Genomic DNA, 24,887 nt, shown 5'->3' with positions numbered 1-24,887 from the left:
GGAAGGCGACCGTCGCATGACCGCCGTACCGCTTCAACCGCCGCGCCGCCTCGTCGAGTTCACCCTCGACGGCCAGGAGGCACGGGTCCCCGAAGGGGCCACGCTCCTCGACGCCTGCCGCGCCGCGGGCAAGGACGTGCCGACGCTCTGCGAGGGCGACACCCTCACCCCCAAGAACGCGTGCCGCGTGTGCGTCGTGGAGGTGGAGGGCGCCCGCACCCTCGCCCCCGCCTGCTCCCGCAGGGCCGAGCCCGGCATGACCGTCCGCACGGACACCGAGCGCACCCGCCACAGCCGCAGGATCGTCCTCGAACTCCTGGCTTCCTCCGTCGACTTGTCGATGACCCCGAAGGTCGCCGCCTGGCTCAAGGAGTACGAGGCGAAGCCCGACCGCTTCGGCCCGGACGCGGCCCGCCTGAACGAGGAGCCGAAGGTCGACAACGACCTCTACGTCCGCGACTACGACAAGTGCGTCCTCTGCTACAAGTGCGTCGACGCCTGCGGCGAGCAGTGGCAGAACACCTTCGCGATCTCGGTCGCCGGGCGCGGCTTCGACGCCCGCATCGCCGTCGAGCACGACGCGCCGCTGACCGACTCCGCGTGCGTGTACTGCGGGAACTGCATCGAGGTCTGCCCCACGGGGGCGCTGAGCTTCAAGTCGGAGTTCGACATGCGGGCGGCCGGCACCTGGGACGAGTCCGCGCAGACCGAGACGACGACCGTGTGCGCGTACTGCGGAGTCGGCTGCAACCTGACGCTGCACGTGCAGGACAATGACATCGTCAAGGTCACCTCGCCGCACGACAACCCGGTGACCCACGGCAACCTCTGCATCAAGGGCCGCTTCGGCTACCAGCACGTACAGAACCGGGACTGATCAAGACATGGGACGAGTCACGGAGCGACGCAAGGTGATCCGGATCCGGGACGGGCGCGTCTCGGAGCGGCCTGACACCCTCGTCGCCGAGGAACCTCTGGAGATCCGGCTGAACGGCAAGCCGCTCGCCATCACCATGCGCACCCCGGGCGACGACTTCGCGCTCGCGGCCGGTTTCCTGGTGAGCGAGGGGGTCCTCGGCAGCGCGGAGGACCTCCAGAACATCGTGTACTGCGCGGGCGCCACGGAAGATGGTGCGAACACCTACAACGTGGTCGACGTGCGGACCGCGCCCGGCGTCGTCCTGCCCGACATCACCCTCGAACGCAACGTGTACATCACTTCCTCGTGCGGCCTCTGCGGCAAGGCGAGCCTGGACGCGGTCCGCACCACGGCCCGCTTCCCGATCGCCGACGCTCCCCCGGTCCGGCTCGACGTCGACCTGCTCGCGAGCCTGCCCGACCGGCTGCGCGCGTCCCAGCGCGTCTTCGACAGGACCGGGGGCCTGCACGCGGCCGCGCTCTTCTCCGAGGAGGGCGAGCTCCTCGACATAAAGGAGGACGTGGGGCGGCACAACGCCGTCGACAAGCTGGTGGGGCGCGCCCTGCAGAGCGGCCGCCTCCCGCTGTCCCGCGCGGTCCTGCTCGTCTCGGGCCGCGCCTCCTTCGAGCTGGCCCAGAAGGCGGTGATGGCGGGCGTCCCGGTGCTCGCCGCGGTCTCCGCGCCGTCCTCGCTCGCCGTCGACCTGGCCGCCGAGACCGGCCTGACGCTGGTCGGCTTCCTGCGCGGGTCCTCCATGAACGTGTACGCGGGCGAGCACCGCGTCGCCCTGCGGGCCGCGGCCGCCCAGGGCTGACCCGGGGCCACCCGCCGCACGGCGGCGGCGCCCCGGCCGGCGGGGAGCGCCCCCTGCGCCGGCCGGGCCCCCTGCCGTGCGCCCCTACGCCTCCTGGCCGCCGTCGACCCCGGAGATCCGGCCCAGCATCTCCAGGAACCGCTCCCGCTCCGCGGCCGAAAGCGGCGCGAGGAGTTCGGCGTTGGCCTGTTCGGCCGCCCGGGCGCACCGCTTGACCGCGCGCCTGCCGCGCGCCGTGATCGTGATCGCGTTCTTGCGTCGGTCCGTGGGGTCGGGCGCGCGGTCGACGAGCCCGTCGGCCTGTAGGTCGTTGAGGACGCCGACCATGTCCTTGGGGTCCAGCGCGACGCTGCGGCCGAGCTCCGCCTGGGCGACCGGGCCGAGGTCGGCGACGGCGGACAGCACCACGTGATGCCACATCTTCAGCCCCTCGCGGGCCAGCGCGTCGGCGACCAGGCCGCGGCCGCGGGCGGCCGCGCGGCCGAGCAGCCAGCTGGGCAGGGTGCGGATGGTGCTGGGCGCGGGCGGTGTCGTGGGCATGGGAGAAGCCTAGCCAATAATCGTTGGACTTCCCAATGGATTCGGGCTTACCGTTGGGGCTCCCAACGATTCCTCGCATCAGGAGGTGGTGCGGATGCGTCGCGTCCGCTATGAGCACGGCGGCGGTCCCGAGGTCCTGTTCCTGGAGGACGCCCCCGTCCCCGAACCCGGCCCGGGCGAGCTCCTCGTACGCGTCGAGGCGGTCGGCGTGACCCTGCCCGTCGTCCGCAAGGTCCGCGAGGCCCGCGACCCGATCGCGCTCGGCGGCGAGATCGCCGGGGAGGTCGTCGCGCTCGGCGAGGGGGTCACCGGCCATGCGCCCGGCGACCGCGTCACGGGCCTCGTCTTCGGGCACGGGTACGCCGAGTACGCCCTGCTCCACACCGCGATGGCCTCACCCGTCCCGGAGGGCGCGAGCACCGTGGACGCGGTGGCCCTGGTCCGCTCCGGCCTCGTCGCGTACGGAGCGCTGGACGCCGCGCGACCCGAGCCCGGCGAGGCGGCGCTCGTCACGGCCGCCGCGAGCGGAGTCGGCCATCTCGCCCTGCAACTCGCCCGGTCGAGGGGCGCCTCGCGCGTCGTGGGCGCCGTGTCCGCCCCCGGCAAGGCGGACTTCGTGCGGGGGCTGGGCGCCGACGAGGTCATCACGTACGACCGCGAGGCGTGGGGTGAACCCGTCGACTACGCCCTGGACGCGGTCGGCGGCGATCTCCTCGCGCCCGCCGTCAAGTCCCTTGCCCCGCACGGCAGACTGGTCGCCTACAGCTCGGGCGGCGGCACGATCGCGGCGTACGACCTGCTCGTCGGCGCGAAGTCCGTCATCGGCTTCCAGATGGGGCTCATCGCGCGCGGGCGCCCCGAGGTGTACGAGGCGTGGCGGCGGGAGCTGTGGCGGCTCTTCGCGGCGGGCGAGCTGCGACCCGCCGTGCACGCGGAGTTCGCGCTGGAGGACGCGGCGAAGGCGCACGAGGTGATCGAGACGCGGAGCAACCTGGGGAAGGTCGTACTGATCCCCTGACGCACGGGGCACCCCTGACGCACGGAGCGCCCCTGCCGCACGGAGCACCCCTGACGCACGGAGCCTTCCTGGCGTACGGGCCCTTCCTGACGCACGGGTCCTTGTGGGGTTCTGACGGCCCAAGTAGCGTCTGTGGCGCGCACGTTGGACGTGGGATGTCAGGATGTCCGGTCACCTGACGTCCCGGGGCGCCATCGCCCTGCTCCGTCAACGCCATGAGTCGCCGTCGCCAGGAAAGGCGGACCGCACCATGCCATCGAGTCTCCGTGTACGCCTCAGATCGCTCCGCACCGCCGCCGCTGCCGTGACCGCGGTGACCGCCGTCGCTCTGCTGCCCGCGCCCTCGGCGCAGGCCGAACAGGACGTGCGGACACCGCCGTTCGAGCAGCAGGTGCTGTTCAAGGCCTCCCAGGACCCGGGGTACGCCTGCTTCCGCATCCCGGCCGTCGTGAAGACCACGAAGGGCACGCTGCTCGCCTTCGCCGAGGGGCGGGTCAACGACTGCAGCGACGCGGGCGACATAGACCTGGTACTCAAGCGCTCGCACGACGGCGGCCGCACCTGGGGCCCGCTCCAGGTGATCAACGAAGGCGCGGGCGACACGCACGGCAATCCGGCACCGGTCGTGGACCGCGAGAGTGGCCGCGTCCTGCTCGCGGAGACCTACAACACCGGCCGCACGGACGGCAAGAACTGCGACGTGCCGTGCGACCGCACGCCCCACCTCCAGTACAGCGACGACGACGGCCGCAGCTGGTCCGCGCCGCGCGACCTGAGCGACGAGATCCTGCCGGAGGACTGGAACTCCTGGTACGCGACCGGGCCCGTGCACGGCATCCAGCTGACCCGCGGCCGGCACGCGGGGCGGCTCGCCTTCGCCGTCAACGCCGAGACGTGGAACGGCAGTCGGGTCACCGTCAACCACGCCGCACTGATCGTCAGCGACGACGGCGGCGACCACTGGGAGATCGGCGCGACGGATTCGTACCCGATCGCGGACGACGGCACGTTCCGCCAGAAGCCGTCCGAGATGACCATCACGGAGCGGCCCGACGGGGCGGTGTACATCAGCGGCCGCGAGCAGGACGGCACCGACCTCGGCCACCGTACGCACACGATCAGCCGCGACGGCGGCGACTCCTTCGCCGCCCCGTTCCGCGCCGTCCCCGACCTCTACACACCCCAAGTGCAAGGATCGACACTGCAGTTCGGCGGACGCATGCTCCTCGCCTGCCCCGGTGACCCCGACCGCCGCCGCACGATGCAGATCCGCTCCTCCTACGACGGCGGCCGCACCTGGGACAGCGTCGACCGGGGCACCACGGTGACCACGGACTGGTCCGGATACTCCGACATGGTGCGGGCCGACCGCTCGCACGTCGGCCTGATGTACGAGGGCGGCGCGGTCGACGCGCGCGACGAGATCCGCTTCGCGCGGTTCACCGAGGACTGGCTGACGCCGCGCCGCGGCCCGGACCCGACGACCCGCGACCACGCGCCGGGCGCCCGGTCCGCCGCGGTGCTCGGCGGCGCCCGCGAGACCGCGGGACGCTTCGGCGGCGCGCTCGCCTTCGACGGCACCGACGACGCCGTACGTCTACCCTTCCGCACCCGACTGCCGCTCGGCACGAAGGACTTCACCGCCTCGCTGTGGTTCCGCTACTCCGCGACGACCGGCGAGCAGCCCCTGCTGTGGATGGGCGGCATCGGCACCAACCAGCCGCAGGTGTGGCTGCGCGGCGAGCCCGCGAACAACCGCGTGACCGGCCTGATCACCACGCGGGACGGCGCGGTGCCCCCGAGGTCCGCCTCCGTGCGCACCACGAGCGCGTACAACGACGGCCAGTGGCACCACATCGCGCTGCGCCGGGGCGCCGGAAGCCTCACGCTGTTCCTCGACGGCACACCGCTCACCACCGCCGACGTACCGGGCTCGGTCAGCCGCAACTCGCCCTTCGGCGTGCACGTGGGGCAACGGCTCGACAGTCGCGCCCACTTCGCCGGATCCATCGACGAAGTGCGGGTGTACGACAGGGCGTTGAACGACACCGAGATGAGGTCTCTGCGCACCACCGATGCCCTTGTGACACGGGACACCGTCGTCCGACTCCCCATGGACCACGTGCGCGGCAGCAACTAACGTCCCGGGCGTGTCCGCCCGAGAACGCCCCTCCGCACGGCCGCGCAGGCTCTGGCTCGTCCTGCTGCTCGCCCTGGCCTGCGCGGCCGTGCTGCTCATCGCCCTCCCGGAAGACGACCGGGAGGGCGATGCGGCATGCCGGCCCCGGACCGTGGCGTCCTGGCGGGCGGACGAGAAGGTCACCGGGGAGTTCGCGCGCTACGGCGACGACACGACCCGCACCGACGACTGGACCGGCGGGGACGGCACCCACTCGGTGCGGCTCCCCGACGGGCGCGTCCTGTGGCTGTTCTCCGACACCTTCCTCGGCCAGGTCCACGCGCCCCCGAACCCCGCGGGCCAGCCGCACACCTGGCGCGACACGAACACGCCGATGGTGCGCAACTCGGCCGTGGTGATGTCCCGTTCGGGCACCCTGCGGCGCACCATCGCCGCGCCACTCTTCCCCGACCCCGCGCCCCAGCAGTGGCGCTGGCCGGTGGCGGCGCGCGTGGAGCCCCGCTCCCCCGGCTCGGACGAGCAGGTCGTACGCGTCCTGCTGTGGACCCGCATGGCGAGCCAGGGCCCCTGGATCTACGGCGTGCCGGTCGCCACGGAGGTCGCCACGCTCTCGCTGCCCGACCTGCGCGTCGAGAACATCGTCAAGGTCTCCGACCAGCAGTCGGTGGGCGATCCGGAAAAGCGGGTCCTGTACGGCACGACGACGGTCGACGACGACGGCTGGACGTACGTCTTCGGCGGCACGGACGCCCAGGCGACCTCGCGCCCGACCTCGCACGCCCACGTCGCGCGCGTCCCGCACGGCAGGCTCGCCGAGGCCTCCGCGTGGGAGTACTGGGACGGCGAGGAGTGGGGCCGGGACAACGCGTCGCGGTCCGTCCTCGGGGACGGCAGGCGCAAGGGGGTGGGCAGCGCGTTCACGGTGGTGCGGGACGAGGGGACATATGTGCTGTTCACCATGGCCGCGGGCGCCGAGGGCCTGACGACCGTCACGTCGTACTGGTCCTGCTCCCCCACCGGGCCCTGGCACGGCCCGTCCAAGGGCCTCGAGGCACCCCTGCCGAGGGACGGCGCGGCACGCCAGGACACGGCCGCCTACAACCCACAGGTCCACGCGGCGCTCGGCGGCAAGGGCCGCTTCGTCCTCAGTTACGACGTGAACTGGCTGGACGCGACGCCCGCGAACGCCCAGGCCAACATCAGCCGGAACGTGTCGCTGTACCGGCCGCGGTTCGTGTCGCTGCGGCTCGCGGCGGCTCGCTGACGAACTCCTCCGGGTCCCGCGAGCGGCGCTTGGCGATGACCGCGCAGACCATCAGCTGCATCTGGTGGAAGAGCATCAGCGGCAGGACGGCGAGCGAGGCCTGCGCGCCGAACAGGACGCTCGCCATGGGCAGCCCCGCGGCCAGGGACTTCTTCGACCCGGCGAACTGGATCGCGATACGGTCCGCGCGGCCGAAGCCGAGCTTCTTCGCGCCGTACCAGGTCACGGCCAGCATGGCGGCGAGCAGCACCGCCTCGACGCCGAGCAGCGCGAGCAGCCGCAGCGGGGTCACCTGGTGCCAGATGCCCTGCACCATGCCTTCGCTGAAGGCGGTGTACACGACGAGCAGGATCGAGCCGCGGTCGACGTACCCGAGGATCTTCTTGTGCCGCGCGATGAAGCTGCCCACCCACCGGCGCAGCAGCTGTCCCGCCACGAACGGCACGAGCAGCTGCAGCACGATCTTGATGATCGAGTCCGCCGAGAAGCCGCCCCCGCTGTTGCCGAGCAGTGCCGCCGCGAGCAGCGGGGTGAGCACGATGCCGGCGAGCGAGGAGAAGGAGCCCGCGCAGATCGCCGCGGGGACGTTGCCACGGGCCATCGACGTGAAGGCGATGGACGACTGGATCGTCGACGGCACCAGCGTGAGGAAGAGGAAGCCGCTGTACAGGGCGGGCGTCAGGACGTACGGGACGAGCCCCTTCGCCGCGAGCCCGAGCAGCGGGAAGACCGCGAACGTGCAGGCGAGGACCGTGACGTGGAGCCGCCAGTGCTTGAGCCCGTCGAGCGCCTCACGGGTGGAAAGGCGCGCCCCGTAGAGGAAGAAGAGCAGCGAGACGGCCGCGGTGGAGGCGCCGGACGCGACATCGGCGGCGGTGCCGCGGGCGGGCAGGAGTGCCGCGATTCCCACGGTCGCGAGCAACGCCACGATGTACGGGTCGACCGGCATCCAGGACGGCCACTTCAGGCGTTTCACGGTGCTCCATGCTCTCGGTGCGGGGTCGTGCCCTCGTCATGATCCTCCTGTTCCGGGCGATCGGGAATCCCGTACACCGCTCTGACTGTCATCACGTATCGCGATGAGCGGGTCTAGGCTTGCGTCCGTGTACGACCCTTCGCAGCTCCGCACCTTCCTCGCGGTCGCCCAGACGCTGAGCTTCACACGGGCCGCCCGCCGCCTCGCCCTGCGCCAGTCGACCGTCAGCCAGCACGTGCGCCGACTGGAGGACGCCGTCGGGCGGCAGCTGTTCACGCGCGACACCCACAGCGTGGAGCTGACCGAGGACGGCGAGGCCATGCTCGGCTTCGCCCGCCGGATCCTCGCGGAGCACGAACAGGCGGCGGCGTTCTTCACCGGACGGCGTCTGGGCGGGCGGCTGCGGTTCGGGGCGTCGGAGGACTTCGTCCTCACCCACCTCACGGACATCCTGGAGTCCTTCCGGCACGACCACCCGGACGTCGACCTCGAGCTGACCGTCGAGCTGTCCGGCACGCTGCACAAGCGACTGGACGCGGGCAAGCTCGACCTGGTGCTCGCCAAGCGACGCCCGGAGGATCCGCGCGGCGAGCTGGTCTGGCAGGACGACCTGGTCTGGATCGGCGCCGAGCGGCTCCGCCTGGATCCCGAACGCCCTGTACCGCTGATCGTCTATCCGCCGCCGGGCATCACGCGCGCCCTCGCCTTCGAGGCCCTGGAGCGGCGCGGCCGTGCCTGGCGCGTGGCCTGTACGAGCGGCAGCCTGAACGGCCTGGTGGCGGCGGCCCGCGCGGGCCTCGGCGTGATGGCGCACTCGCGCGGCCTGATCCCGCCGGGCCTGGTCCGCGTCCCCGACCGAGCGGGCCTGCCGGAGCTCGGCCCGGTCGACTTCGTGCTCCTGCACGGCGAACGGCGCGCCTCCGCGCAGGAGGCGGCGGACGCCCTGGCGGCGGCGATCCTCGCGGGCGGGGACCCGCTGCGCCGGGGCCGGGGCTGACGCGGTCAGGGCCTCGGCGGCGCACGCCGAGCCAGGAAGATCATGCGGGTGCTGCCCGCCTCGGGACGCGGCTCGTCCACGCGGTGCGCGCCGGACAGCCGCAGGCCGCTCCCCGCGAGGGCGGCCGCGATCTCGGCCGGGGCGTAGGACCGCTGCGCATGGGTCTCGTACGACGTACCGTGCGGCCCGCGGCGCACGATGCGTACCCGCCGCACGCGTCCCCCGTACTCCCCGCCCTGGGTGATCATGTCGAAGACCGCGTGACCCTCCGGCTCGAGGGCGTCCGCGAACGCCGCCAGGGCGGTGCGCAGGTCCGGGGGCGCGAGCAGATAGTTCAGGGTGTCGAACTGGCAGGTGAGGAGGGCGACCCGGTGCGGGAGCCGCAGGGCGCGCAGGTCCTGGAGGAGGAAGCGGGCGCCGTTCCCGCGGTTCTTGGCGAGCGCCTCGGCGAGCATGTGCGGCGAGCGGTCCACGCCCCACACCGGGTGGACCCCGCGATCCCTGAGGTAGGAGACGAAGGTGCCGGTGCCGCAGCCCACGTCGGCGGCGGAGCGGAAGACGAGGCCGTGGTGGCGCTCGATCCGTTCGAAGGCCCGCCGGAGCCGGGCGAAGGCATGGTCGCCGAGCAGGGCGTCGTAGTCGACCGCGAGGGCCTCGTAGGGGACGGCCATCTCACGGCAGCGGCAGGACGAAGTCGATGTTGGCGGGCGTGACGATGGTGACCACGGTGCCCGCGGGGATCTCCTGTCCGGCGCGGTAGGGGCCTCGGTCACTGACGATCACGCCGCCGTGCCGTGTCAGCCTCGGGTACTCGAAGGCCTGGTTCCGTCGGAGCCCGCCGCCCGACTTGGCCTCGAAGAGCCTGAGTCCGCTGCGGGGCGAGAGGGAGCCGACACAGTCGATGATCACTCGGTTCCCCTGGCTGCGGCGGGGCCCCGGCTGCGTGGCGAACAGGTAGGCGCGCACATGGACCTCGCGGGCCGAGTACGGGAAGTTGCGCCGGACGCGGTCGCACACCACGTCCGCGAAGGGCGCGCCGGGCGGGCGGTCGCCGGGCTGCGGCTTCTGCCAGCGGCCCTGAGGGTCGCGGGCCTGTTCCCGGAACACCTCCTCCATGCGGGCCAACTCCCGTAGCCGCTTCTGCCAGCGGCCCTGAGGGTCGCGGACCTGCCCCCGCACGACGTCCTCCACGCGGGCCAACTCCCTTAGCCGCTCCTCCAGTTGACCCCACTCGGGGCGCGCCAGGGCCGCCGCTCGCGCCCGGAGCACCAGATAGTGGGGGTCCGCGCCCGGCGGGAACGGCGCCAGGGACAGCCTGCCCGTCCTCGCGTCGAAGAGCAGGGCGGTGCCGACCCCGGACCCGCCGATCAGGCCCGCGAGCTTGCCCGCCTCGGCGAGCGCCGCCCCGAGCGCGACGACCGCCGCACCGGTCACACCTGCGGCGACGGCGAGATCAAGGACCTGACGCGCGCGGTTGAGCAGGTCCTTCACCGAGATCCCGGGGCCCGTGTCGCGCGGGAAGTCGAAGACCTCGCGGGGCGGCGGCGGGCGCCGCCCCGGCAGGACCGGGGGCGGGAGCGGCGGCGGGAAGGGCCGGACCGGCGGGACCGGCGCGGGCACCCCCGGTATCCAGGGCCCCGGCCTCGGAGGCATGAGGACGGGCGGCGGCACGGCGGCTGGTTCCGGGGGCCGGACGAGGCGGGACCGCAGCTCCGCCCGTAGCGGCGTCGACAGCTCGCAGTCGAAGAACCCCGCCAGGGGGTCGGACAGGTCGTTGAGGCGCCCTGCGAGCCGCCGAGCCACAGGAGCGTCAAGTGCACTGAAAAGACGGCGTAGTTCATCCGCGCGCCGGGCCTGGAGGGCCGTCTGCGCCGCGGTGATCGGCAGCCGCAGCTGCGCGATCAGCGTCGCCGACGCGGCGTCGTGGGGTGTGCTCCGCCGGTTGTACGTCGCGCAGGTGGGCCGCGGCGGCCCGGCCGGGCCTTGCCCAAGTGCGCCTGACGGGCCTGGCGTTCGTACGTACACCATCGCGTCCCGCTCCTCGTGTCCGTCGTCGCTCACAGAAGGCCCGGCGCGCCCCCGAACCGGGTGTCGTACCAGTGCCGCCCCAGGATCCGCCCGCCCACCTCGGTCAGCTCGTCCGCGCGCGAGGCCCCCGTGTTGCGGACGGTGAACTCGACGACGGCGCCCTCCGCGAGCCGGATGTCGACCGGAAAGCCGGACAGGCCCCACGGGTTGATGATGTGGCCGAAGGAGAGATACGGGTCCAGGGGCTGTACGTCGCTGCGGATCTGCCACCGGTAGCCCGGCGTCGCCACCCGCCCCGGGTCGCGCGCGAACAGGTCGGTGAACTGCGCGAAGTACTCCAGGACCCCGCAGTGCGTCGACGGCAGCGCGAACCGCGCGAGCACCACCTCCTCCCCCGGGCCCGGCGCGGCCACGACACTGGAGCTGTCGAAGATCCGGGCGTCCAGGGGACGCCCGCAGACCTCGCACTGACCCACGCCGGCCCGTCCGCAGACCGTCATGGCAGCTGGCCGAGCATCTTGTAGCCGTGCAGGACGAAGAACAGCTGGGCGTCCTCATAGAGGGGGCCCTCGGACACCTCGTCCACGACGACGCGGATGGTGGACCGGGGCAGGAACAGCATCGGCTTGGCCATGGGCCTGAACGGTCGCACCCCGTCGGAGCTGCCGAGCCCCGCGATGTTGTGGATCGCCCGGTTCTGCAGCTCGCGCCCGCTGCCGCTGTCGACGATGCTGTACGTGAAGTCGATGCCGCAGAAGCGCGCGAACAGGCAACGGGCCGCGTCCGCCGGGTCGTTGAACGCCGCCCCGACCAACACGTCGAAAGGTGGCGGCAGTTGGATGGCCTGGCCGTTGATCACCCCGCCCGTGGGCGGCGCGGGGATGAAGCTGTAGCCGATCGAGGTGGCCACGAACGCGCCGTCGACACTGATGTTGACGGTGTCCTCGACCCGGTTGCCCGCACGGCCGCGCAGCCTGAGGACCGCCACGTGGTCGAAGGGGACCTCCTTGGTCGAGGGCTGCGCCCACGCTCCCCGTCCGTTGCCCCGGTCGGGGTAGCGGGCCGGGACCTGCCCGTACTGCTGGTCGTCCTGCATCGTGACCTCCAGGTCACCAGAGCGGCCGCCAGAGTTCCGGGGCCTGGGCGGGGCGGCGGAACTCCCTTGTCCTCGTGCCGCGTTCGCGGACGTAGCCGTCCATGCCGCCCGGCTCCTCGTCGGCGGAGAGCGGCTCGTCCCCCTCGCCGTAGCCGCGCAGTTCCTCGTCCTCGTCGGACGGCGGCTGCTGCGCGGGCTGCACGGGCACCATGGGAGGCGCGACGTACGGAACCGGCATGGCCCGCGGCATCGGTGGACGCCTGCCCCTGACGGCGCGCAGCACCTGGGGAAGATACCGGGCGGCCAGCGGCAGGACCGTCTTGGCCAGGGCGGGCAGCACCGACCAGAACCCCACCGGGGAGCCGAGTCCGTCGTACCCCTCCACCCACTGGTAGAGCCGCCCGTCGCGCCCCTGGCGCACCTCGCCCGGCACGCACCGGGCGGTGCGCGGGGCATGCTGCTGGTAGGCGTGGCCGAGGTCCTCGTACTGGGCGAGGTCGTCGTACGCGCCGACCTCCTCGTACTGACCGAGGTCGGCGCAGGCGCCGCACCCGCCGTGGGCGCCGCACCCGTCGAGGCCCTGGACGGTCATCAACTCCTCGTCCGCGAGGCCGTCGTAGCCGCCATGGCCGCCGTAGCCGTCGAGCTCCGCGTCACCCGCGTAACCCTCGTAGCCCGCGTAACCCTCGTAGCCCTCGTATCCGTCGTGGAACATGGTGGTTGCCTCCCTACTGGACGTCGCGCTCCAGGTAGCCGTCGAGGACCACCCAGATGTGCCGGGGGCCCGTCTCGTCCGCGACGGACGTGGGCAGTCCGCGCGGGAAGAGCATTTCGACCCGGAAGTTCTGCTGCGGTTCGATGAACACCGGCTCGGCGAAGCGGAAGGTGGCCATCGGGTCGGGCGTCCCGTGACTGAGCGGGGACGAGCCGTTGCCCGAGACCACGCCCGCTCCGGAGGGGAACAGGTACGTCGGCGCCGTGATCGCCTCCTTCTCGCCGACGAGCAGCGTCACCACGGAACTGAACACCAGGTCCGGGATGAAGGAGTCCGGATGGTCGCGCACCGGCGCCGTGTCGCTCACCACGACGCGCATCGCCCGCGCCTCGAAGGTGTTCAGACTGGGCAGCACGCCGGCTGCCTGCATATTGGTCTCCAGGCGGGTCTTGTCCTGCACGTCGACGAAGAAGCGGATGACCCGAGGATCGGTCATCCTGTCCTCGAAGCGGTCCTGTTCGTCGCGGAGGAAGAAGGCGTCGTACAGAGGGCTGTGCAGCTTCTCCTTGACGCCGGTCACCCGTGCCATCGCCTTGTGCTCCTTTCGGCTTTCAGCGGTACCGCGGGGATCGCGGAACACGCGAGTACGCGTACGGGGCGGGCCGCCAGTGGGGGTACCGACGCCTGTGGACGGGGGCCACGCGGAACGGGACCACCGGGTAGTACGAAGGCGCGAACCCGGCGTCCCAGGGCCCCTGGCCCGGCACTCCGGCGGTCGGCGCTCCCGGGTACCGGAGCGCGGCCGCGAGCCTGGCCGCCGTACGCGGCCGGTAGGCGGGCTGCAGGCCCGTCCGCCAGATCCTGCGCAGCACCTGGCTCACCCACGGGTCCCGGCCGAGCTGCCCCTGGGCGCGCAGCCCGGCCCAGACGGCCCGGACGCGCGGGTCGCGCGCGGGCAGCCCCTCCCGGCGTACGGCCGCGACCAGTTCCGCCGCCGGTCCCGCCGGCAGTTGGCCGAGGGTGCCGTCCACCGCCATTGCGTTCATGACACGCCCCTTTCGTGTTCGGTTTCGCGTACGGAGCGGAACGACCTTCTTCACCGGGCTGTCGGGCGCCCACCCCATGGGATGCGGCATCGTCGCGTCCAGGGCGATCCAGCGGCCCCGGTACTCGGCCTCGGGATACACGTGGGTGAACAGGCCGGGGCGGTCCGCGTCGGGCCCGACGAGCACGATGCGGACCTGGTGCCCGACAGACTGGAGCAGCGCGCCGATCAGGATCGTCATGTCGTCGCAGTCGCCCGCGCGCAGCTGGAGCATCCGCCGTGCGGAGTGCAGCAGTTCGACCCGGTGCGGGTCGCGGGTGTAGCGGACGGTCCGCCGCACCCACTCGAACAGGGCCCGGATCTCCCCGAGATAGTCCTTGGGTCGCACCCCTCGCTCCTTGAGGAGCCCCACCGCCCTGCGGCGTACGGTCATGTCCTTGCCGCCCTGGAGGATCAGCGACCTCATGTGCCACACGGTCCGCTCGGTCCCCGCGGCGCCGGACGGCACTCGATAGGTGGTGATGCGCATGCTCATCCCCGCACGCTGTCGATGAGTGCCCGCGCGCTCAGCCGCCGCGTGAAGCAGCCGCCCGAGGCCGGGTACACCAGCATGTCGGTGCGGTGCGCGGAGCAGAGCACCACGGTCGTGCCCGGGACGGTGGCCGCCGTGCGCGCCGCGAACGCCGCCGGGGCGCCGCCGTCTCCCGGCCCCGCCTCCAGGACCAGCGCGTCGGGGCGGCGAGCGGCCATCACCTCGGCCACCGTGTCCGCCCCGCACTCCTCGACCAGGATTCCGGGGTGCCGCAGGATGGACCTGATGCCGTGTCCCGCGATGCCGCCGAAGCCGACCACCAGTACGCGCAGCACATGTCGCCTCCCCTGGAGGGTCGTTCACGGCTCTGACAGGCTTCGACGCTAGGCCGGTGCCGGGCCGGGAACGAGAGTCCCGCGGGCAGCCAAAGGGACAGGCGGCGGGGCAGCCAGTGGGGCAGGCGGCGGGGCAACCAGTAGGGCAGCCGTCCGGGCACAGGGCCCGACAGCCGTGCCTACAGCGCGCCTTGGCGCACCACGATCGCCACCGCATGGGCCCGCGTGCGGCAGTTCAGCTTGGCCAGGGTGTCGTGCACGATGTTCTTCACGGTGCGCTCCGAGTAGCAGAGCGTGCCCGCTATCTCCCGGGTGCTGCTGCCCTCCGCGAGCAGCCTGAGGACGTCGAGCTCACGCCGGGCGAGCAGCCTCGCCGCCGCCCGCAGCACCAGGGGTTCGCCGCCCGCGCCGGAGAGGAGACCGGTGAGGACGGCGGGCGGCAGCGACCCCGCCCCCGACGCGACGGCGTCGACCGCGGCGACCAGCGAGTCGGGGGTCATGTCCGCCCGGACGAGCAGCCCTGTGAAGCCGTGTTCCAGCGCGGTGCGCACGAGTTCGGGGCGGGCCGTGTCGAGCACGCCGAGCCGCGGAAGTGGCCGCTCGGCGACGAGCCGGGCCAGCACGGCGAGCCCCGCCCCGTCCGCCTCGGTCAACAGGAGGGCGGCGGAGCCGAGTTCGGGCTCGGGACACAGGCGCGCGCTCTCCCCGACGATCACGAAACCGGCCCTGGTGAGGCAGTCGGCCATACCCCGACGGAAGATCACGTTCGGCTCGTCCAGCCACAGCGGGACTTCTGCGCGCTTCATCCGGCAAGCAGAGCAGCTCGCGGCTGCCCGGGAGAAGCGGCCACAAGGGCCGACCTCCGGGTACTCCGGGGCCGGCCTCTGCCCCGAAGGGCAGCCCGGCTTCCCCTGCGGGGCCCTTCACCGCATCCGCGTCATCCGCGTCATCCACGTCGGCTGCGTCAGCTGCGTCCTCCGCGTCAGATGAGCCCCCGCCGTATCCCCTCCGCCACCGCCTGGGCGCGGCTGCGGGCGCCGAGCCGGAGCTGCGTCTGGTGCACCACGCTCTTGACGGTGCGTTCGGAGAAGCCGATCCGCTCGGCGATCTCCCGTGTGCCGTACCCGTCGGCGAGGAGCCGGAGCACGTCCCGCATGCGTTCCGGCAGTACGCCGCCCTGTCCCCCGTCCCCTGCCCGCACCGGTGGCGGCAGCGGGCCCACGAAGAGACCGCACGCGGCGGCACGGACGGCGGCCAGCACCTGTTCCTCGGTGAGACCGGTGCGCGAGAGCACCGTGTCGGCCGGTCCTTGGGACGGCCGTCCGTCGGCCCTGCCCGGCTCACCGCAGATCAGCGTGGGCGGCCCGGGTCCTGTGAGCCCCGCGGCGGCGAGGGCCGACGCGAGGACGACGTCGACCGGTTCGGGTACGGGACCGGCCCGCGCGTCGTACGCGACGAGGAACGTCTCGTCGGTCTCCAGGCAGGCGACGAGTCCGCGGCGAAAGATGTCGTTCTCGTCCACCACCGCGACCCGGATCACCTTGCGGGGTCCGCTCCCGGACGCCCGACCGTGTCCGGACGCTTCCTGCGCCGCCACCACCCGACCACCCCCCGAGGGCAACAGAGCCCCTGCGCCTCGATTATTCGCGCACCCGCGCGGGCTGCACCAGTCCCGGCGGCTGGGGCAGCGGCCGCGGATAGGTGAGCTGCTTGAAACGCCGCAGGTAGGGCGCCGATTCCACGTGCCGCACGCCGTCGAGCGAGCCCAACTTGTCGCTCAGGTAGGCGTAGAGCTCACCCGTGTCACGGGCCACCACGCTCGCCATCATGTTGGCGGGTCCTGTGATCGCCGAGACATGGGCGATCTCGGGGTGCTCGGCCATCGCCCTGCCGACCGCGTCGAGCGCCCCGGGGTCGACGGTGACCCAGAGCATGGCGGCGGTGGAGAAACCGAAGGACGCGGTGTCGTACTCGGTGTCGATGTAGAGCGCGCCCGAGTCGCGCAGCGCCACGATGCGGCGCTTGACGGAGGACTCGGAGCGGCCGGTGAGCCGCTGGAGTTCGGGGTAGGTGACGCGGCCGTCGCTCTTGAGGGCGGCGATCAGGGGTTCGTCGTCGGGGGTGGTGCGGGCCGGTCCCGGGGCGGCCCGTGGTGCGGCGGGGCGCAGGGCGGCGACCTGGTCGTCGGTGAGCAGGCGCTGCTTGCCGATCCAGCCGGTGCGGCCGCCGTAGAAGCGGTGCAGGAGCTGGTGCGCGGTGATCTCGATGATCTGCCGGGTGCGCAGGAGCTTGCCGAAGAGCAGGTCGTCGTAGTCGCCGGGGTTGCGGGGCAGCGTCATGCAGACCACTTCGGTGCCCGCCGACGTGAGGTGCACCCAGGCCGTGTCGGGGCGGCGGGCCAGGGCCGCCGCGATGGCCTCGGCGCCGTCGGGCGCGCAGCGCAGGCGCAGCATCCACTGGTCGCGGCCGAGCCGTTCGGGGTCGCGGACGCCGACGATGCGCAGTCCGGCCTCGGCGCACATGCGCCGGTAGCGGCGGGCGACGGTCTGGTCGGAGACGCCGAGGACGCTCGCGATCCGGCTGAAGGGCGCCCTGCCGTCGACCTCCAGGGCGTGCAGGAGCTTGAGATCGAGCTCGTCGAACACTTCGGATTCCCTCACCTGATCACCTCTTGATGTCGGATTACGGCGCTGTGGACTCCCGCAGCACCGGGATCGTCCGTCACCACCTCATCGTACGAGGGCACGCACATCCGCCCGACGACGTGGGACGAGGAGAAAGAGGATGCGTACATGGGGGCCGCTCACCGCGGTGTCTCTGGGGACGTTCATGCTGCTGCTGGACGTGACGATCGTGGTCGTGGCGCTGCCCGACATGGCGCGGGCGCTGAACGCCTCGCTGAGTGATCTGCAGTGGGTCATCGACGGCTACGCGCTCGCGCTCGCCGCGCTGCTCCTGGGCGTCGGCGCCGCGGCCGACGTGCTCGGCAGACGACGGCTCAACGTCATCGGCACCGCGCTGTTCGCCGTGGCCTCGCTCGGCTGCGGGCTCGCGTCGGACGCGGAGCTGCTCGTGGCGGCCCGCGCCCTGCAGGGCCTGGGCGCCGCCGCGATGTTCGCCACGACGCTGCCGCTGCTCGGCGCCGCCTACCAGGGCCGTGACCGGTCGGTCGCGCTCGGCGTGTGGGGCGCGGTGAGCGGGGCGTCCGCCGCGCTCGGCCCGATCGTGGGCGGGCTGCTCACCGAAGGGCCCGGCTGGCGCTGGATCTTCTTCGTGAACCTGCCGGTGAGCGTGGCGTCGATCTGGCTGACGCTGCGCGTGGTGCCGGAGTCGAAGGGACCCTCCGGGCGGCGGATCGACTGGGCGGGCACGGCGGCGTTCGCGTGCTTCGCGGGAGCGGGCACGTACGGCGTGCTGCGCGGCGGCGCGGAGGGCTGGGCCTCGGCGGTCACCGGCACGGCCTTCGCGGTCTCGGCGCTCGCGCTGCTCTGCTTCGTCCTGGTCGAACGGAGCGTCGCGCACCCGCTCCTGGACCTGCGGCTGCTGCGCAAGCCCGCCTTCACCGGGGTGCTGCTCGGCGCGATCGGCTACAACGCCGCGGCCTTCGGCGTCATCCCGTACCTCTCCATCTGGCTGCAGACCGTGCTCGGCATGAGCCCGGTGCGCGGCAGCCTGGTGCTGCTTCCGCTCGCCGCGACGTCCTTCGTGGTGGCGGCGATCGGCGGTCGGCTGCTGCACGGCGTCGCGCCGCGCCTGGTCATCGGCGTGGGGCTGCTCCTGATCGGCGCGGGCGGTCTGTGCATGGCGGTGCTGGACGCCAGTTCGTCCTGGGTGGCGCTCACTCCGGGCCTGACGCTCGCGGGGATCGGCGCGGGCCTGGTGGCCCCCGCCCTCGCGGGTGCCGCGCTCGCCGCGGTGCCGCCCGCGAACTCGGGGATGGCGGGCGGCGCGGTCAACACGTTCCGCCAGCTCGGGTACGCGGTCGGCGTCGCCCTGTTCGGGACGGTGCTGACCTCGCGGATGCAGGACTCCCTCGGCCACGACGCGGCGCACACCGCGGCGGGCGGCGGCGCCTCGGCCCTGCACGGCACGGTCTCCGTGGACGCGGTGCGCTCGGCCTTCGCCTCGGGTCTGAACGGCGCGTCCCTGACGGCGGGCGTCACGGGCCTGGTCGCCGGGATCCTGGTCCTCGTACTGGTGCGCACGCCTCGGGAGGAGCCGGGAACGACGGCGGCTCCGGTCCGGGCGGCGGGAACTCCCGCCCGGACGGAGCGTGTCGAGGAGCACGTGGGGTGATCGGTTCCGCCGCGCGTCGGCGGCCGGACCGCCCCTGACCCGACCGGGCCAGGGGCGGTCCACGTCAGCCGCCCAGCGTGATCGCGGCCGCGATGGCCGGGCCGAAGGCGCCGCCGAGCTGGTAGCAGAGGCTGAACAGGCCGATCGCGGTGGGGCGTTGGGCCGTCGGCGTGGCCGCGGTCGCGTACACCGCGAGCGTCGCCTGGCCCGCGCTGGCGGTCAGCACGGCCAGGGTCGCGGCCAGCAGGAGCAGCGGTGCCCAGGGGGCGAGCGCGGCGGTGAACGGGGCGAGCACGCCGACGGTGAGCAGGATCGCCAGGACCCGGGGGCGGGTCATGCGGGCCGAGGCCGCGGCCAGCGCCATGGCGAGCGCCGATCCCGCGAGGAGGGCGACCAGCTGACCGGTGCCGATCGTGGAGGCCGACCATCCCGTGCGGTCGCGCAGCAGCTGCGGAACGGTGAACAGCAGGGTGAAGTACGAGGTGGCGAAGGCGCAGGCGAGCAGGGCGGAGAGCACGAACGCGCGGGTGCGCAGCAGGGAGACCGGGACGAAGCCGGTGGGGTGGGAGCGGATGTGCAGGGCAAGGAGCGCGGCCGCCACCAGAGACGCGGCCACTGCGGGGAGCGGATGGCGCGGAATGAGGACCAGCGCCGTCGCGGTCAGGACAAGCAGGGCGGCGCCCCGGCCGTCGAAGGGGGTGCTGTGCTTCGGTGCGGACAGGTCGGCGCGGCGCATGACCGCCGGCACGGCGAAGAGGGTGACCGCGCCGACCGCCAGGGACAGCCGCCAGGAGGCGGTGTCCGCTATCGCCGAGCCGAGCAGCGGGCCGACCGCCCCCAGCGTTCCGAAGCCCGCGGTGATCACGCCCATCCTGCGGACCGAGCCCGCCAGGCTCATCGCCGCGGTGACCAGGCCCGCGCCGCCCGCGGCCTGGGCCGCCCTGCCCGCCATGGCCAGGGGCAGCCAGGGCGCGACGGCGAGGACCGCGGTGCCCGCCACGATCAGGGCGGCGCTCAGCTTGAGCGTGACACCGAGGCCCTTGCGGCGCAGCAGGCCCGCCATCAGCGGGGTGCCGACGGCCATGGCCCAGGCGAAGACGGTGACGAGCCAGGTCGCGGTGGCCGTGCGGACTCCGAGCGACTGGGCCATGTCGGGCAGGATCAGGACGGGGCCGTTGGCGCTCGCGGCGACCGGGGTGGCCAGCAGAGCCAGCCATACGGCGGGCACTTGACGCGGGTCGGAGCCGGTTCGAGGTTCGGGTCGTGTCCGGGTTCCGGGTCGTGTCCGGGTTCCGGTTCGTGTCCGGGTTCCGGTTCGCGTGAGAACAGACATGGCAGGCAGCTCCGGCAGGTGGGGCGATCGGCGGGGAAAGGCGGTGCGGTCAGGAGCCGCGCGGATCAGACCGTCGTGACGACCTCGTCATAGGCGAGCCGCGGCGAGCGCGGGTACCAGGCGTCGGGGCCGGGGCGGCCGATGTTCACGACCATCAGCGGGGTGTGGTCGTCGTCGAGGAACTCCTTCCGCACGCCCGGGAAGTCGAGCCCGGTCATCGGCCCCGCGGCCAGCCCCGCCGCGCGCACGCCGAGAATGAAGTACGCCGCCTGGAGCGCCGCGTTGAGCAGCGCGGACTCCTCACGGACCCCGCGGTCGGCGAAGAAGAGGTCCTTGGCCTGCGGGAAGTGCGGGAGCAGCGACGGGAGTTCCTCGTGGAACTCGTTGTCGGCGGCGAGTATCGCGACCAGCGGGGCGGCCGCGGTCTTCGGCCTGTTGCCCTCGGCCATGAGGTCCACGAGCCGCCCCCGGGCCTCGGCCGACCGGACGAGGACCACCCGCAGCGGCGACTGGTTGTAGGCGGTGGGCGCGTACTTGACCAGGTCGTAGACCGCCTGGATCTGCTCGTCGGTGACCGGCTCGTCGGTGAACGTGTTGGCGGTACGGGCCTCGCGGAAGAGGAGGTCCTGGGCGGCGGGGTGGAGGGACAGCTCGGACATCGGGCGCTCCTGTCGTTCAGACTCGGCAATCTCAATGACGAGATAGAAGCATCCGACTTTCCCAGAGTCAAGTATCTCGAATCTAAGAGACTTATGACTGATAGAGTCCCATCCGAGAGAGTTCGTATCGAGAGGAGTGGCGGCGATGAGCGATGCGGTGGACGCGATCATCGGCCAGTGGGTCAAGGAGCGCCCCGACGCGGCAGGAGACCTCTGGCCGGTGCAGCTCTTCGGGCGCATCCAGCGGCTCGCCCTGGTCGTCGACAAGTCGGTGAAGGAGATCTCGGCCAAACACGGCCTCGACGTCGGCGAGTTCGACGTCCTCACCACACTGCAGCGCTCCGGACCGCCCTACGCCCTCACCGCGGGGACCTTCCTCAAGGCGTCCATGGTGTCGTCGGGCACCATCACCAACCGCGTCGACAAGATGGAGGCCAAGGGCCTGGTGGAGCGGGTGCGCGACGGAGGGGACCGGCGCACCGTCAAGATCCGCCTCACCGAGCACGGGCACGAGGTCACCCGGGCCGTCTTCACCGACCACCTGGCGAACTACGCGCGACTGCTCGCCGACGTGGACGCCGAGCTGGTTGACAAGGCCGGCGACGGCCTGCGCCAGGTCCTCGAGGCCCTCGGCGACACGTCCATCACCTGACGGCCGCCGCCGGGTGACGGCCACCCGAAGTGGCACCCGCCCACGAGGGGCGCGCACCCGTGGGGATCCGTCACCCACCCTCTGTGTGCCGCGTACAGATTCGGTGGAGATTACGCCACCGAAACTTACTCCAGCGTAAGTAAGTTGTCCGGCCCTTCCCCTTGTGGCCGCATTTCACCGGCTGACCTGTGCCGATGGTCCGCACCGAGCGCGCCGGAACCCCCTCCCGAAGCCGCGCGGCGTGGGGTACGGTCACGGCGCTGTGCGGAGCGCCACAAGGAGCATCATTGCGCGAGTTCACGAACCCTCCGATGGCGTCGGCGCCGCTGGTGGGCGGCCTTGCCGACGTCGTGTTCGACCATGCCCTTGAAGACCCCCTGCGCATCGCGTTCGGCCGCAAGACCGACGGGCGCTGGCACGACGTGACCTCGGCCGAGTTCCGCGACGAGGTGCTCGCCCTGGCCAAGGGACTGATAGCCCAGGGCGTGCGGTTCGGCGACCGCGTCGCCATCATGTCCCGCACCCGCTACGAGTGGACGCTGTTCGACTTCGCGCTCTGGAGCATCGGCGCCCAGGTCGTGCCGATCTATCCGACCTCCTCGGCCGAGCAGGTCTTCTGGATGCTGCACGACGCACAGGTCTCCGCCGCCATGGTCGAGCACGAGGACCACGCGATGACGATCGGCTCGGTGATCGACCGCCTTCCGCAGCTGCGCAGGCTGTGGCAGCTGGACGCCGACGCGGTGGGCGAACTGAACGGCGCGGGGCGCGACATCGACGACGAGGTGGTGCACCGCCACCGCCGCGCGGTCACGCCCGACTCGATCGCCACGATCATCTACACCTCAGGCACCACGGGCCGCCCCAAGGGCTGTCTGATCTCCCACGCGAACTTCATGTTCGAGGCGGACGTGATGGTGGCCCGCTGGGAGCCGGTCTTCCACTCCAAGCGCGGCGACGAGGCGACGACCCTGCTCTTCCTGCCGCTCGCGCACGTCTTCGGCCGCATGGTGCAGGTCGCCGCCGTGCGCGGCCGGGTCAAGATGGGCCACCAGCCGAACCTCAACGCGGCGGCGCTGCTGCCCGATCTGGCGGCGTTCCGGCCCTCGTTCATCCTGGCCGTGCCGTACATCTTCGAGAAGGTCTTCAACGCGGCGCGGCGCAAGGCGGAGAAGGACGGCAAGGCGGGCCCCTTCGACAAGGCCGTGGAGTGCGCCGTGCGGTACGCGGACGCGATGGAGGCCAGGGCCTTCGACACGGGTCCCGGGCCCAGCGCGGGGCTTCGCATGCAGCACCAGCTCTTCGAGAAGCTCGTCTACTCCAAGGTGCGCGAGGCGATGGGCGGCCGGGTGCGGCACGCGATGTCCGGCGGCTCGGGGATGGACCGCCGCCTCGGCCTGTTCTTCGCGGGCGCGGGCGTGACGATCTACGAGGGGTACGGCCTGACCGAGTCGACGGCGGCCGCGACCGCCAACCCGCCCGAGCGCACCCGCTACGGCACGGTCGGCCAGGCCATTCCCGGCACGACCGTGCACATCGCGGAGGACGGCGAGGTCTGGCTGCACGGCGGCAACGTCTTCCAGGGCTATCTCAACGACCCCAAGGCCACCGACGCGACCCTGCACGACGGCTGGCTGGCCACCGGCGACCTGGGCTCGCTCGACGAGGACGGCTATCTGACGATCACCGGGCGCAAGAAGGAGATCCTGGTGACGTCCGGCGGCAAGAGCGTCTCGCCGGCCCAGCTGGAGGAGCGGGTGCGCGACCACCCTCTGGTCGCGCAGTGCATCGTCGTCGGCAACGACCGCCCCTACATCGCGGCCCTCGTCACGCTGGACTCCGAGGCCGTGGAGCACTGGCTGACCATGCGCCGCAAGCCGATCATGGAGCCGGGCGACCTGGTGCGCGACCCGGACCTGGAGACCGAGGTGCGGCGGGCGGTCGTGGCCGCCAACACCCTTGTCTCGCAGGCCGAATCGATTCGTACGTTCCGCATACTGGCGCACCAGTTCAGCGAGGAGCACGGGCTGCTCACGCCCTCCCTGAAGCTGAAGCGGAAGGCCATCGAGCAGGCGTACTCGACGGAGGTCGAGGCGCTGTACCGCACCTGACGACGCGCCGCACCGCTCCCCGCGACGTGCCGTATCGTCCCCGCCAGCACAATCTGACGGCTCATCAATTACCGATGCGTCAGTTATTGACGCCTCATCAGGTCACGCACAGAATCAGCCCCACTTCGACTTCAGGGGGCTCGAACGTGTCGCGATCGATCCGCACCATCACCGCCGCCGTGGCGGCCCTGCTGCTCGCCACCTCCTGCAACTCCGCCTCCAACAGCGGCGGTTCACCGGAAGGCGGCGGGGCGAAGGAAGGCGGCTCCGTACGCGGAGTGACCGACGACTCCGTCAAGGTCGGCGGCATCGTCTCCATGACGACCGCGAGCGGCTACAGCAAGAAGGACACCGACCTCGGCGCGAAGGCCCGCTTCGACCGCGCCAACGCCGAGGGCGGTGTGCACGGGCGGAAGATCGACTACCTGGGCGCGGAGGACGACGGCCAGGACCCGGGCAAGAACCTCGCCGCGGCCCGCAAGCTCGTCCAGCAGGAGAAGGTGTTCGCCATCTCCCCGATGAGCTCGGTCACCTTCTCCGGCGCGGACTTCCTGCAGAAGCAGAAGGTGCCCACGTTCGGCTGGGGCACCATCCCGCCCTTCTGCGGACCCAGTTACATGTACGGATTCGGCGGCTGCATGGTGCCGATGCCCGGCGGCACCATCACGCAGAGCTGGCCCGAGGGCCTGAAGAAGGTCATGGGCGGCGCCAAGGGCAAGTCGGTGGCCATCCTCGCCAACGACAACGACGCGGGCACCTTCGCCATCCGCACCTACAAGCAGTCCTTCGCGGCTGCCGGGTACAAGGTCACGTACGCCAAGTCGACCGTCCCCGCCACCTCCGTGCCGAGCGACTGGTCGGCGTACACCAAGGAGATCCTGCGCTCCGACGGCGGCAGGGCGCCGGACGCGGTCGTCTCCGTCATGCAGACCCCGTACAACATCGGCCTGTTCACGGCGGTCAAGCGCGCCGGATTCAAGGGCGTCATCACCGACCCGACCGACTACGACCCCGGGCTGCTCGCCAAGAGCGCGACGAGGAAGGCCCTGGACGGCGTGCACATCCTCCTGGCCTTCCAGCCGTTCGAGCAGGACAGCGCGGACATGCGGCAGTTCAAGGAGGACATCAGGAAGGCGGCGGGCAAGGACGTGCCGCTCAACATGCACATGATGACCGGCTACATGTCGGCCGACCTCTTCCTCGCCGTCGCCGAGAAGGCGGGCAAGGACCTCACCGTCGACTCCTTCCAGCAGGCGGCGAACGGCTACTCCGACACCGACACCATGGTCGGTGACCGCAGCCTGCCCAAGGGGCAGAAGGAGTCGTTCGGCTGCGGCGCCCTCGTCCAGCTCAAGGGCGGGAAGTACGCGGTGTCGTCCCCCTTCACGTGCTACGAACCCATCCCCTTCACGTAAGG

The 24,887-nt window shown here is 72.2% G+C and carries 25 protein-coding genes; 10 read left to right on the top strand and 15 right to left on the bottom strand.

Features of this window, described 5'->3' with window-relative positions:
- Positions 1-16 precede the first annotated feature (16 nt).
- Together AB0B50_RS05475 and fdhD are read left to right on the top strand one after the other, a co-directional pair.
- Positions 17-877, top strand: coding sequence for a 2Fe-2S iron-sulfur cluster-binding protein (locus tag AB0B50_RS05475; protein WP_362325978.1), 861 nt, complete (start codon positions 17-19; stop codon positions 875-877).
- A 7-nt stretch (positions 878-884) separates the two neighbouring features.
- Positions 885-1,733 carry a formate dehydrogenase accessory sulfurtransferase FdhD gene (gene fdhD, locus AB0B50_RS05470; RefSeq protein WP_362325975.1) on the top strand — a complete coding sequence of 283 codons (849 nt, stop codon included), beginning with the start codon at positions 885-887 and terminating at the stop codon, positions 1,731-1,733.
- 84 nt (positions 1,734-1,817) lie between these two features.
- Here fdhD and AB0B50_RS05465 read toward each other — a convergent pair whose 3' ends face one another.
- Positions 1,818-2,273, bottom strand: coding sequence for a MarR family winged helix-turn-helix transcriptional regulator (locus tag AB0B50_RS05465; protein ID WP_362325972.1), 456 nt, complete (start codon positions 2,271-2,273; stop codon positions 1,818-1,820).
- A gap of 94 nt (positions 2,274-2,367) precedes the next feature.
- Here AB0B50_RS05465 and AB0B50_RS05460 point away from each other — a divergent pair, with 94 nt between their 5' ends.
- The 3 genes from AB0B50_RS05460 to AB0B50_RS05450 all read left to right on the top strand — a co-directional run bounded on the left by AB0B50_RS05460 (position 2,368) and on the right by AB0B50_RS05450 (position 6,695).
- Complete coding sequence (locus tag AB0B50_RS05460; protein ID WP_362325969.1) at positions 2,368-3,291, top strand: zinc-binding dehydrogenase; 924 nt, start codon at positions 2,368-2,370, stop codon at positions 3,289-3,291.
- A 250-nt stretch (positions 3,292-3,541) separates the two neighbouring features.
- Positions 3,542-5,431, top strand: a complete 1,890-nt coding sequence (locus AB0B50_RS05455; RefSeq protein ID WP_362325966.1) for a sialidase family protein — start codon at positions 3,542-3,544, stop codon at positions 5,429-5,431.
- 10 nt (positions 5,432-5,441) lie between these two features.
- On the top strand, positions 5,442-6,695 hold the full coding sequence (locus AB0B50_RS05450) for a DUF4185 domain-containing protein (protein ID WP_362325963.1): 1,254 nt from the start codon (positions 5,442-5,444) through the stop codon (positions 6,693-6,695).
- Here AB0B50_RS05450 and AB0B50_RS05445 read toward each other — a convergent pair.
- Positions 6,631-7,644, bottom strand: a complete 1,014-nt coding sequence (locus AB0B50_RS05445) for a bile acid:sodium symporter family protein (RefSeq protein ID WP_362326832.1) — start codon at positions 7,642-7,644, stop codon at positions 6,631-6,633. The two genes, AB0B50_RS05450 and AB0B50_RS05445, sit on opposite strands and share 65 nt — an antisense overlap.
- Before the next feature lie 154 nt (positions 7,645-7,798).
- Between AB0B50_RS05445 and AB0B50_RS05440 the strand changes: the two genes are divergently transcribed.
- Positions 7,799-8,668 (top strand): LysR substrate-binding domain-containing protein, encoded by an 870-nt coding sequence (locus AB0B50_RS05440; protein WP_362325960.1) that lies wholly within the window; start codon positions 7,799-7,801, stop codon positions 8,666-8,668.
- 5 nt (positions 8,669-8,673) lie between these two features.
- Here AB0B50_RS05440 and AB0B50_RS05435 read toward each other — a convergent pair whose 3' ends face one another.
- The 11 genes from AB0B50_RS05435 to AB0B50_RS05385 form a co-directional block, all read right to left on the bottom strand.
- Positions 8,674-9,339, bottom strand: coding sequence for a class I SAM-dependent methyltransferase (locus tag AB0B50_RS05435; protein WP_362325957.1), 666 nt, complete (start codon positions 9,337-9,339; stop codon positions 8,674-8,676).
- A gap of 1 nt (position 9,340) precedes the next feature.
- Complete coding sequence (locus AB0B50_RS05430) at positions 9,341-10,696, bottom strand: hypothetical protein (RefSeq protein WP_362325954.1); 1,356 nt, start codon at positions 10,694-10,696, stop codon at positions 9,341-9,343.
- A gap of 29 nt (positions 10,697-10,725) precedes the next feature.
- Entirely contained in the window at positions 10,726-11,196 is a 471-nt protein-coding gene (locus AB0B50_RS05425; protein WP_362325951.1) for a hypothetical protein, read from the bottom strand.
- Positions 11,193-11,792, bottom strand: a complete 600-nt coding sequence (locus AB0B50_RS05420; RefSeq protein ID WP_362325948.1) for a hypothetical protein — start codon at positions 11,790-11,792, stop codon at positions 11,193-11,195. Before AB0B50_RS05420 ends, AB0B50_RS05425 begins: the two co-directional genes overlap by 4 nt.
- A 13-nt stretch (positions 11,793-11,805) precedes the next feature.
- Positions 11,806-12,507, bottom strand: a complete 702-nt coding sequence (locus AB0B50_RS05415) for a hypothetical protein (protein ID WP_362325945.1) — start codon at positions 12,505-12,507, stop codon at positions 11,806-11,808.
- A gap of 13 nt (positions 12,508-12,520) precedes the next feature.
- Positions 12,521-13,096 carry a hypothetical protein gene (locus AB0B50_RS05410; protein ID WP_362325942.1) on the bottom strand — a complete coding sequence of 192 codons (576 nt, stop codon included), beginning with the start codon at positions 13,094-13,096 and terminating at the stop codon, positions 12,521-12,523.
- 22 nt (positions 13,097-13,118) lie between these two features.
- Positions 13,119-14,087: a transglutaminase-like domain-containing protein gene (locus AB0B50_RS05405; RefSeq protein WP_362325939.1), complete on the bottom strand. Its 969-nt coding sequence runs from the start codon at positions 14,085-14,087 to the stop codon at positions 13,119-13,121.
- Positions 14,084-14,419 carry a hypothetical protein gene (locus AB0B50_RS05400; protein ID WP_362325937.1) on the bottom strand — a complete coding sequence of 112 codons (336 nt, stop codon included), beginning with the start codon at positions 14,417-14,419 and terminating at the stop codon, positions 14,084-14,086. The genes AB0B50_RS05405 and AB0B50_RS05400 overlap by 4 nt, the downstream gene beginning before the upstream one ends.
- A 179-nt stretch (positions 14,420-14,598) precedes the next feature.
- Complete coding sequence (locus AB0B50_RS05395) at positions 14,599-15,225, bottom strand: response regulator transcription factor (RefSeq protein ID WP_362325934.1); 627 nt, start codon at positions 15,223-15,225, stop codon at positions 14,599-14,601.
- 176 nt (positions 15,226-15,401) lie between these two features.
- Complete coding sequence (locus tag AB0B50_RS05390; protein ID WP_362325931.1) at positions 15,402-16,016, bottom strand: LuxR C-terminal-related transcriptional regulator; 615 nt, start codon at positions 16,014-16,016, stop codon at positions 15,402-15,404.
- A 43-nt stretch (positions 16,017-16,059) separates the two neighbouring features.
- Complete coding sequence (locus tag AB0B50_RS05385; RefSeq protein WP_362325928.1) at positions 16,060-17,079, bottom strand: AsnC family transcriptional regulator; 1,020 nt, start codon at positions 17,077-17,079, stop codon at positions 16,060-16,062.
- A gap of 124 nt (positions 17,080-17,203) precedes the next feature.
- Here AB0B50_RS05385 and AB0B50_RS05380 point away from each other — a divergent pair, with 124 nt between their 5' ends.
- On the top strand, positions 17,204-18,715 hold the full coding sequence (locus tag AB0B50_RS05380; protein WP_362325925.1) for an MFS transporter: 1,512 nt from the start codon (positions 17,204-17,206) through the stop codon (positions 18,713-18,715).
- Between the two features lie 64 nt (positions 18,716-18,779).
- Here AB0B50_RS05380 and AB0B50_RS05375 read toward each other — a convergent pair whose 3' ends face one another.
- Positions 18,780-19,943, bottom strand: a complete 1,164-nt coding sequence (locus AB0B50_RS05375) for an MFS transporter (RefSeq protein ID WP_362325922.1) — start codon at positions 19,941-19,943, stop codon at positions 18,780-18,782.
- 170 nt (positions 19,944-20,113) lie between these two features.
- Entirely contained in the window at positions 20,114-20,707 is a 594-nt protein-coding gene (locus AB0B50_RS05370) for a malonic semialdehyde reductase (RefSeq protein WP_362325919.1), read from the bottom strand.
- 145 nt (positions 20,708-20,852) lie between these two features.
- Here AB0B50_RS05370 and AB0B50_RS05365 point away from each other — a divergent pair, with 145 nt between their 5' ends.
- The 3 genes from AB0B50_RS05365 to AB0B50_RS05355 all read left to right on the top strand — a co-directional run bounded on the left by AB0B50_RS05365 (position 20,853) and on the right by AB0B50_RS05355 (position 24,885).
- Positions 20,853-21,359 (top strand): MarR family transcriptional regulator, encoded by a 507-nt coding sequence (locus AB0B50_RS05365; RefSeq protein ID WP_362325917.1) that lies wholly within the window; start codon positions 20,853-20,855, stop codon positions 21,357-21,359.
- A gap of 287 nt (positions 21,360-21,646) precedes the next feature.
- The gene (locus AB0B50_RS05360; RefSeq protein WP_362325914.1) at positions 21,647-23,470 is read left to right on the top strand and encodes an AMP-binding protein; all 1,824 of its coding nucleotides are present in this window, start codon (positions 21,647-21,649) and stop codon (positions 23,468-23,470) included.
- 146 nt (positions 23,471-23,616) lie between these two features.
- Complete coding sequence (locus tag AB0B50_RS05355; protein WP_362325911.1) at positions 23,617-24,885, top strand: ABC transporter substrate-binding protein; 1,269 nt, start codon at positions 23,617-23,619, stop codon at positions 24,883-24,885.
- Positions 24,886-24,887 lie beyond the last annotated feature (2 nt).

It is taken from the genome of Streptomyces sp. NPDC041068, from assembly GCF_040647455.1.
Lineage (GTDB): Bacteria > Actinomycetota > Actinomycetes > Streptomycetales > Streptomycetaceae > Streptomyces.
This window is presented reverse-complemented; position numbering and strand designations above follow the sequence as displayed.

What these genes read in the sequence shown, in the direction of transcription:
- AB0B50_RS05475 (WP_362325978.1), top strand. Translation starts at nt 17, where the DNA reads ATGACCGCCGTACCGCTTCAACCGCCGCGCCGCCTCGTCGAGTTCACC.
- fdhD (WP_362325975.1), top strand. Translation starts at nt 885, where the DNA reads ATGGGACGAGTCACGGAGCGACGCAAGGTGATCCGGATCCGGGACGGG.
- AB0B50_RS05465 (WP_362325972.1), bottom strand. Translation starts at nt 2,273, where the DNA reads ATGCCCACGACACCGCCCGCGCCCAGCACCATCCGCACCCTGCCCAGC.
- AB0B50_RS05460 (WP_362325969.1), top strand. Translation starts at nt 2,368, where the DNA reads ATGCGTCGCGTCCGCTATGAGCACGGCGGCGGTCCCGAGGTCCTGTTC.
- AB0B50_RS05455 (WP_362325966.1), top strand. Translation starts at nt 3,542, where the DNA reads ATGCCATCGAGTCTCCGTGTACGCCTCAGATCGCTCCGCACCGCCGCC.
- AB0B50_RS05445 (WP_362326832.1), bottom strand. Translation starts at nt 7,644, where the DNA reads ATGCCGGTCGACCCGTACATCGTGGCGTTGCTCGCGACCGTGGGAATC.
- AB0B50_RS05435 (WP_362325957.1), bottom strand. Translation starts at nt 9,339, where the DNA reads ATGGCCGTCCCCTACGAGGCCCTCGCGGTCGACTACGACGCCCTGCTC.
- AB0B50_RS05430 (WP_362325954.1), bottom strand. Translation starts at nt 10,696, where the DNA reads ATGGTGTACGTACGAACGCCAGGCCCGTCAGGCGCACTTGGGCAAGGC.
- AB0B50_RS05425 (WP_362325951.1), bottom strand. Translation starts at nt 11,196, where the DNA reads ATGACGGTCTGCGGACGGGCCGGCGTGGGTCAGTGCGAGGTCTGCGGG.
- AB0B50_RS05420 (WP_362325948.1), bottom strand. Translation starts at nt 11,792, where the DNA reads ATGCAGGACGACCAGCAGTACGGGCAGGTCCCGGCCCGCTACCCCGAC.
- AB0B50_RS05415 (WP_362325945.1), bottom strand. Translation starts at nt 12,507, where the DNA reads ATGTTCCACGACGGATACGAGGGCTACGAGGGTTACGCGGGCTACGAG.
- AB0B50_RS05410 (WP_362325942.1), bottom strand. Translation starts at nt 13,096, where the DNA reads ATGGCACGGGTGACCGGCGTCAAGGAGAAGCTGCACAGCCCTCTGTAC.
- AB0B50_RS05405 (WP_362325939.1), bottom strand. Translation starts at nt 14,087, where the DNA reads ATGAGCATGCGCATCACCACCTATCGAGTGCCGTCCGGCGCCGCGGGG.
- AB0B50_RS05395 (WP_362325934.1), bottom strand. Translation starts at nt 15,225, where the DNA reads ATGAAGCGCGCAGAAGTCCCGCTGTGGCTGGACGAGCCGAACGTGATC.
- AB0B50_RS05380 (WP_362325925.1), top strand. Translation starts at nt 17,204, where the DNA reads ATGCGTACATGGGGGCCGCTCACCGCGGTGTCTCTGGGGACGTTCATG.
- AB0B50_RS05370 (WP_362325919.1), bottom strand. Translation starts at nt 20,707, where the DNA reads ATGTCCGAGCTGTCCCTCCACCCCGCCGCCCAGGACCTCCTCTTCCGC.
- AB0B50_RS05365 (WP_362325917.1), top strand. Translation starts at nt 20,853, where the DNA reads ATGAGCGATGCGGTGGACGCGATCATCGGCCAGTGGGTCAAGGAGCGC.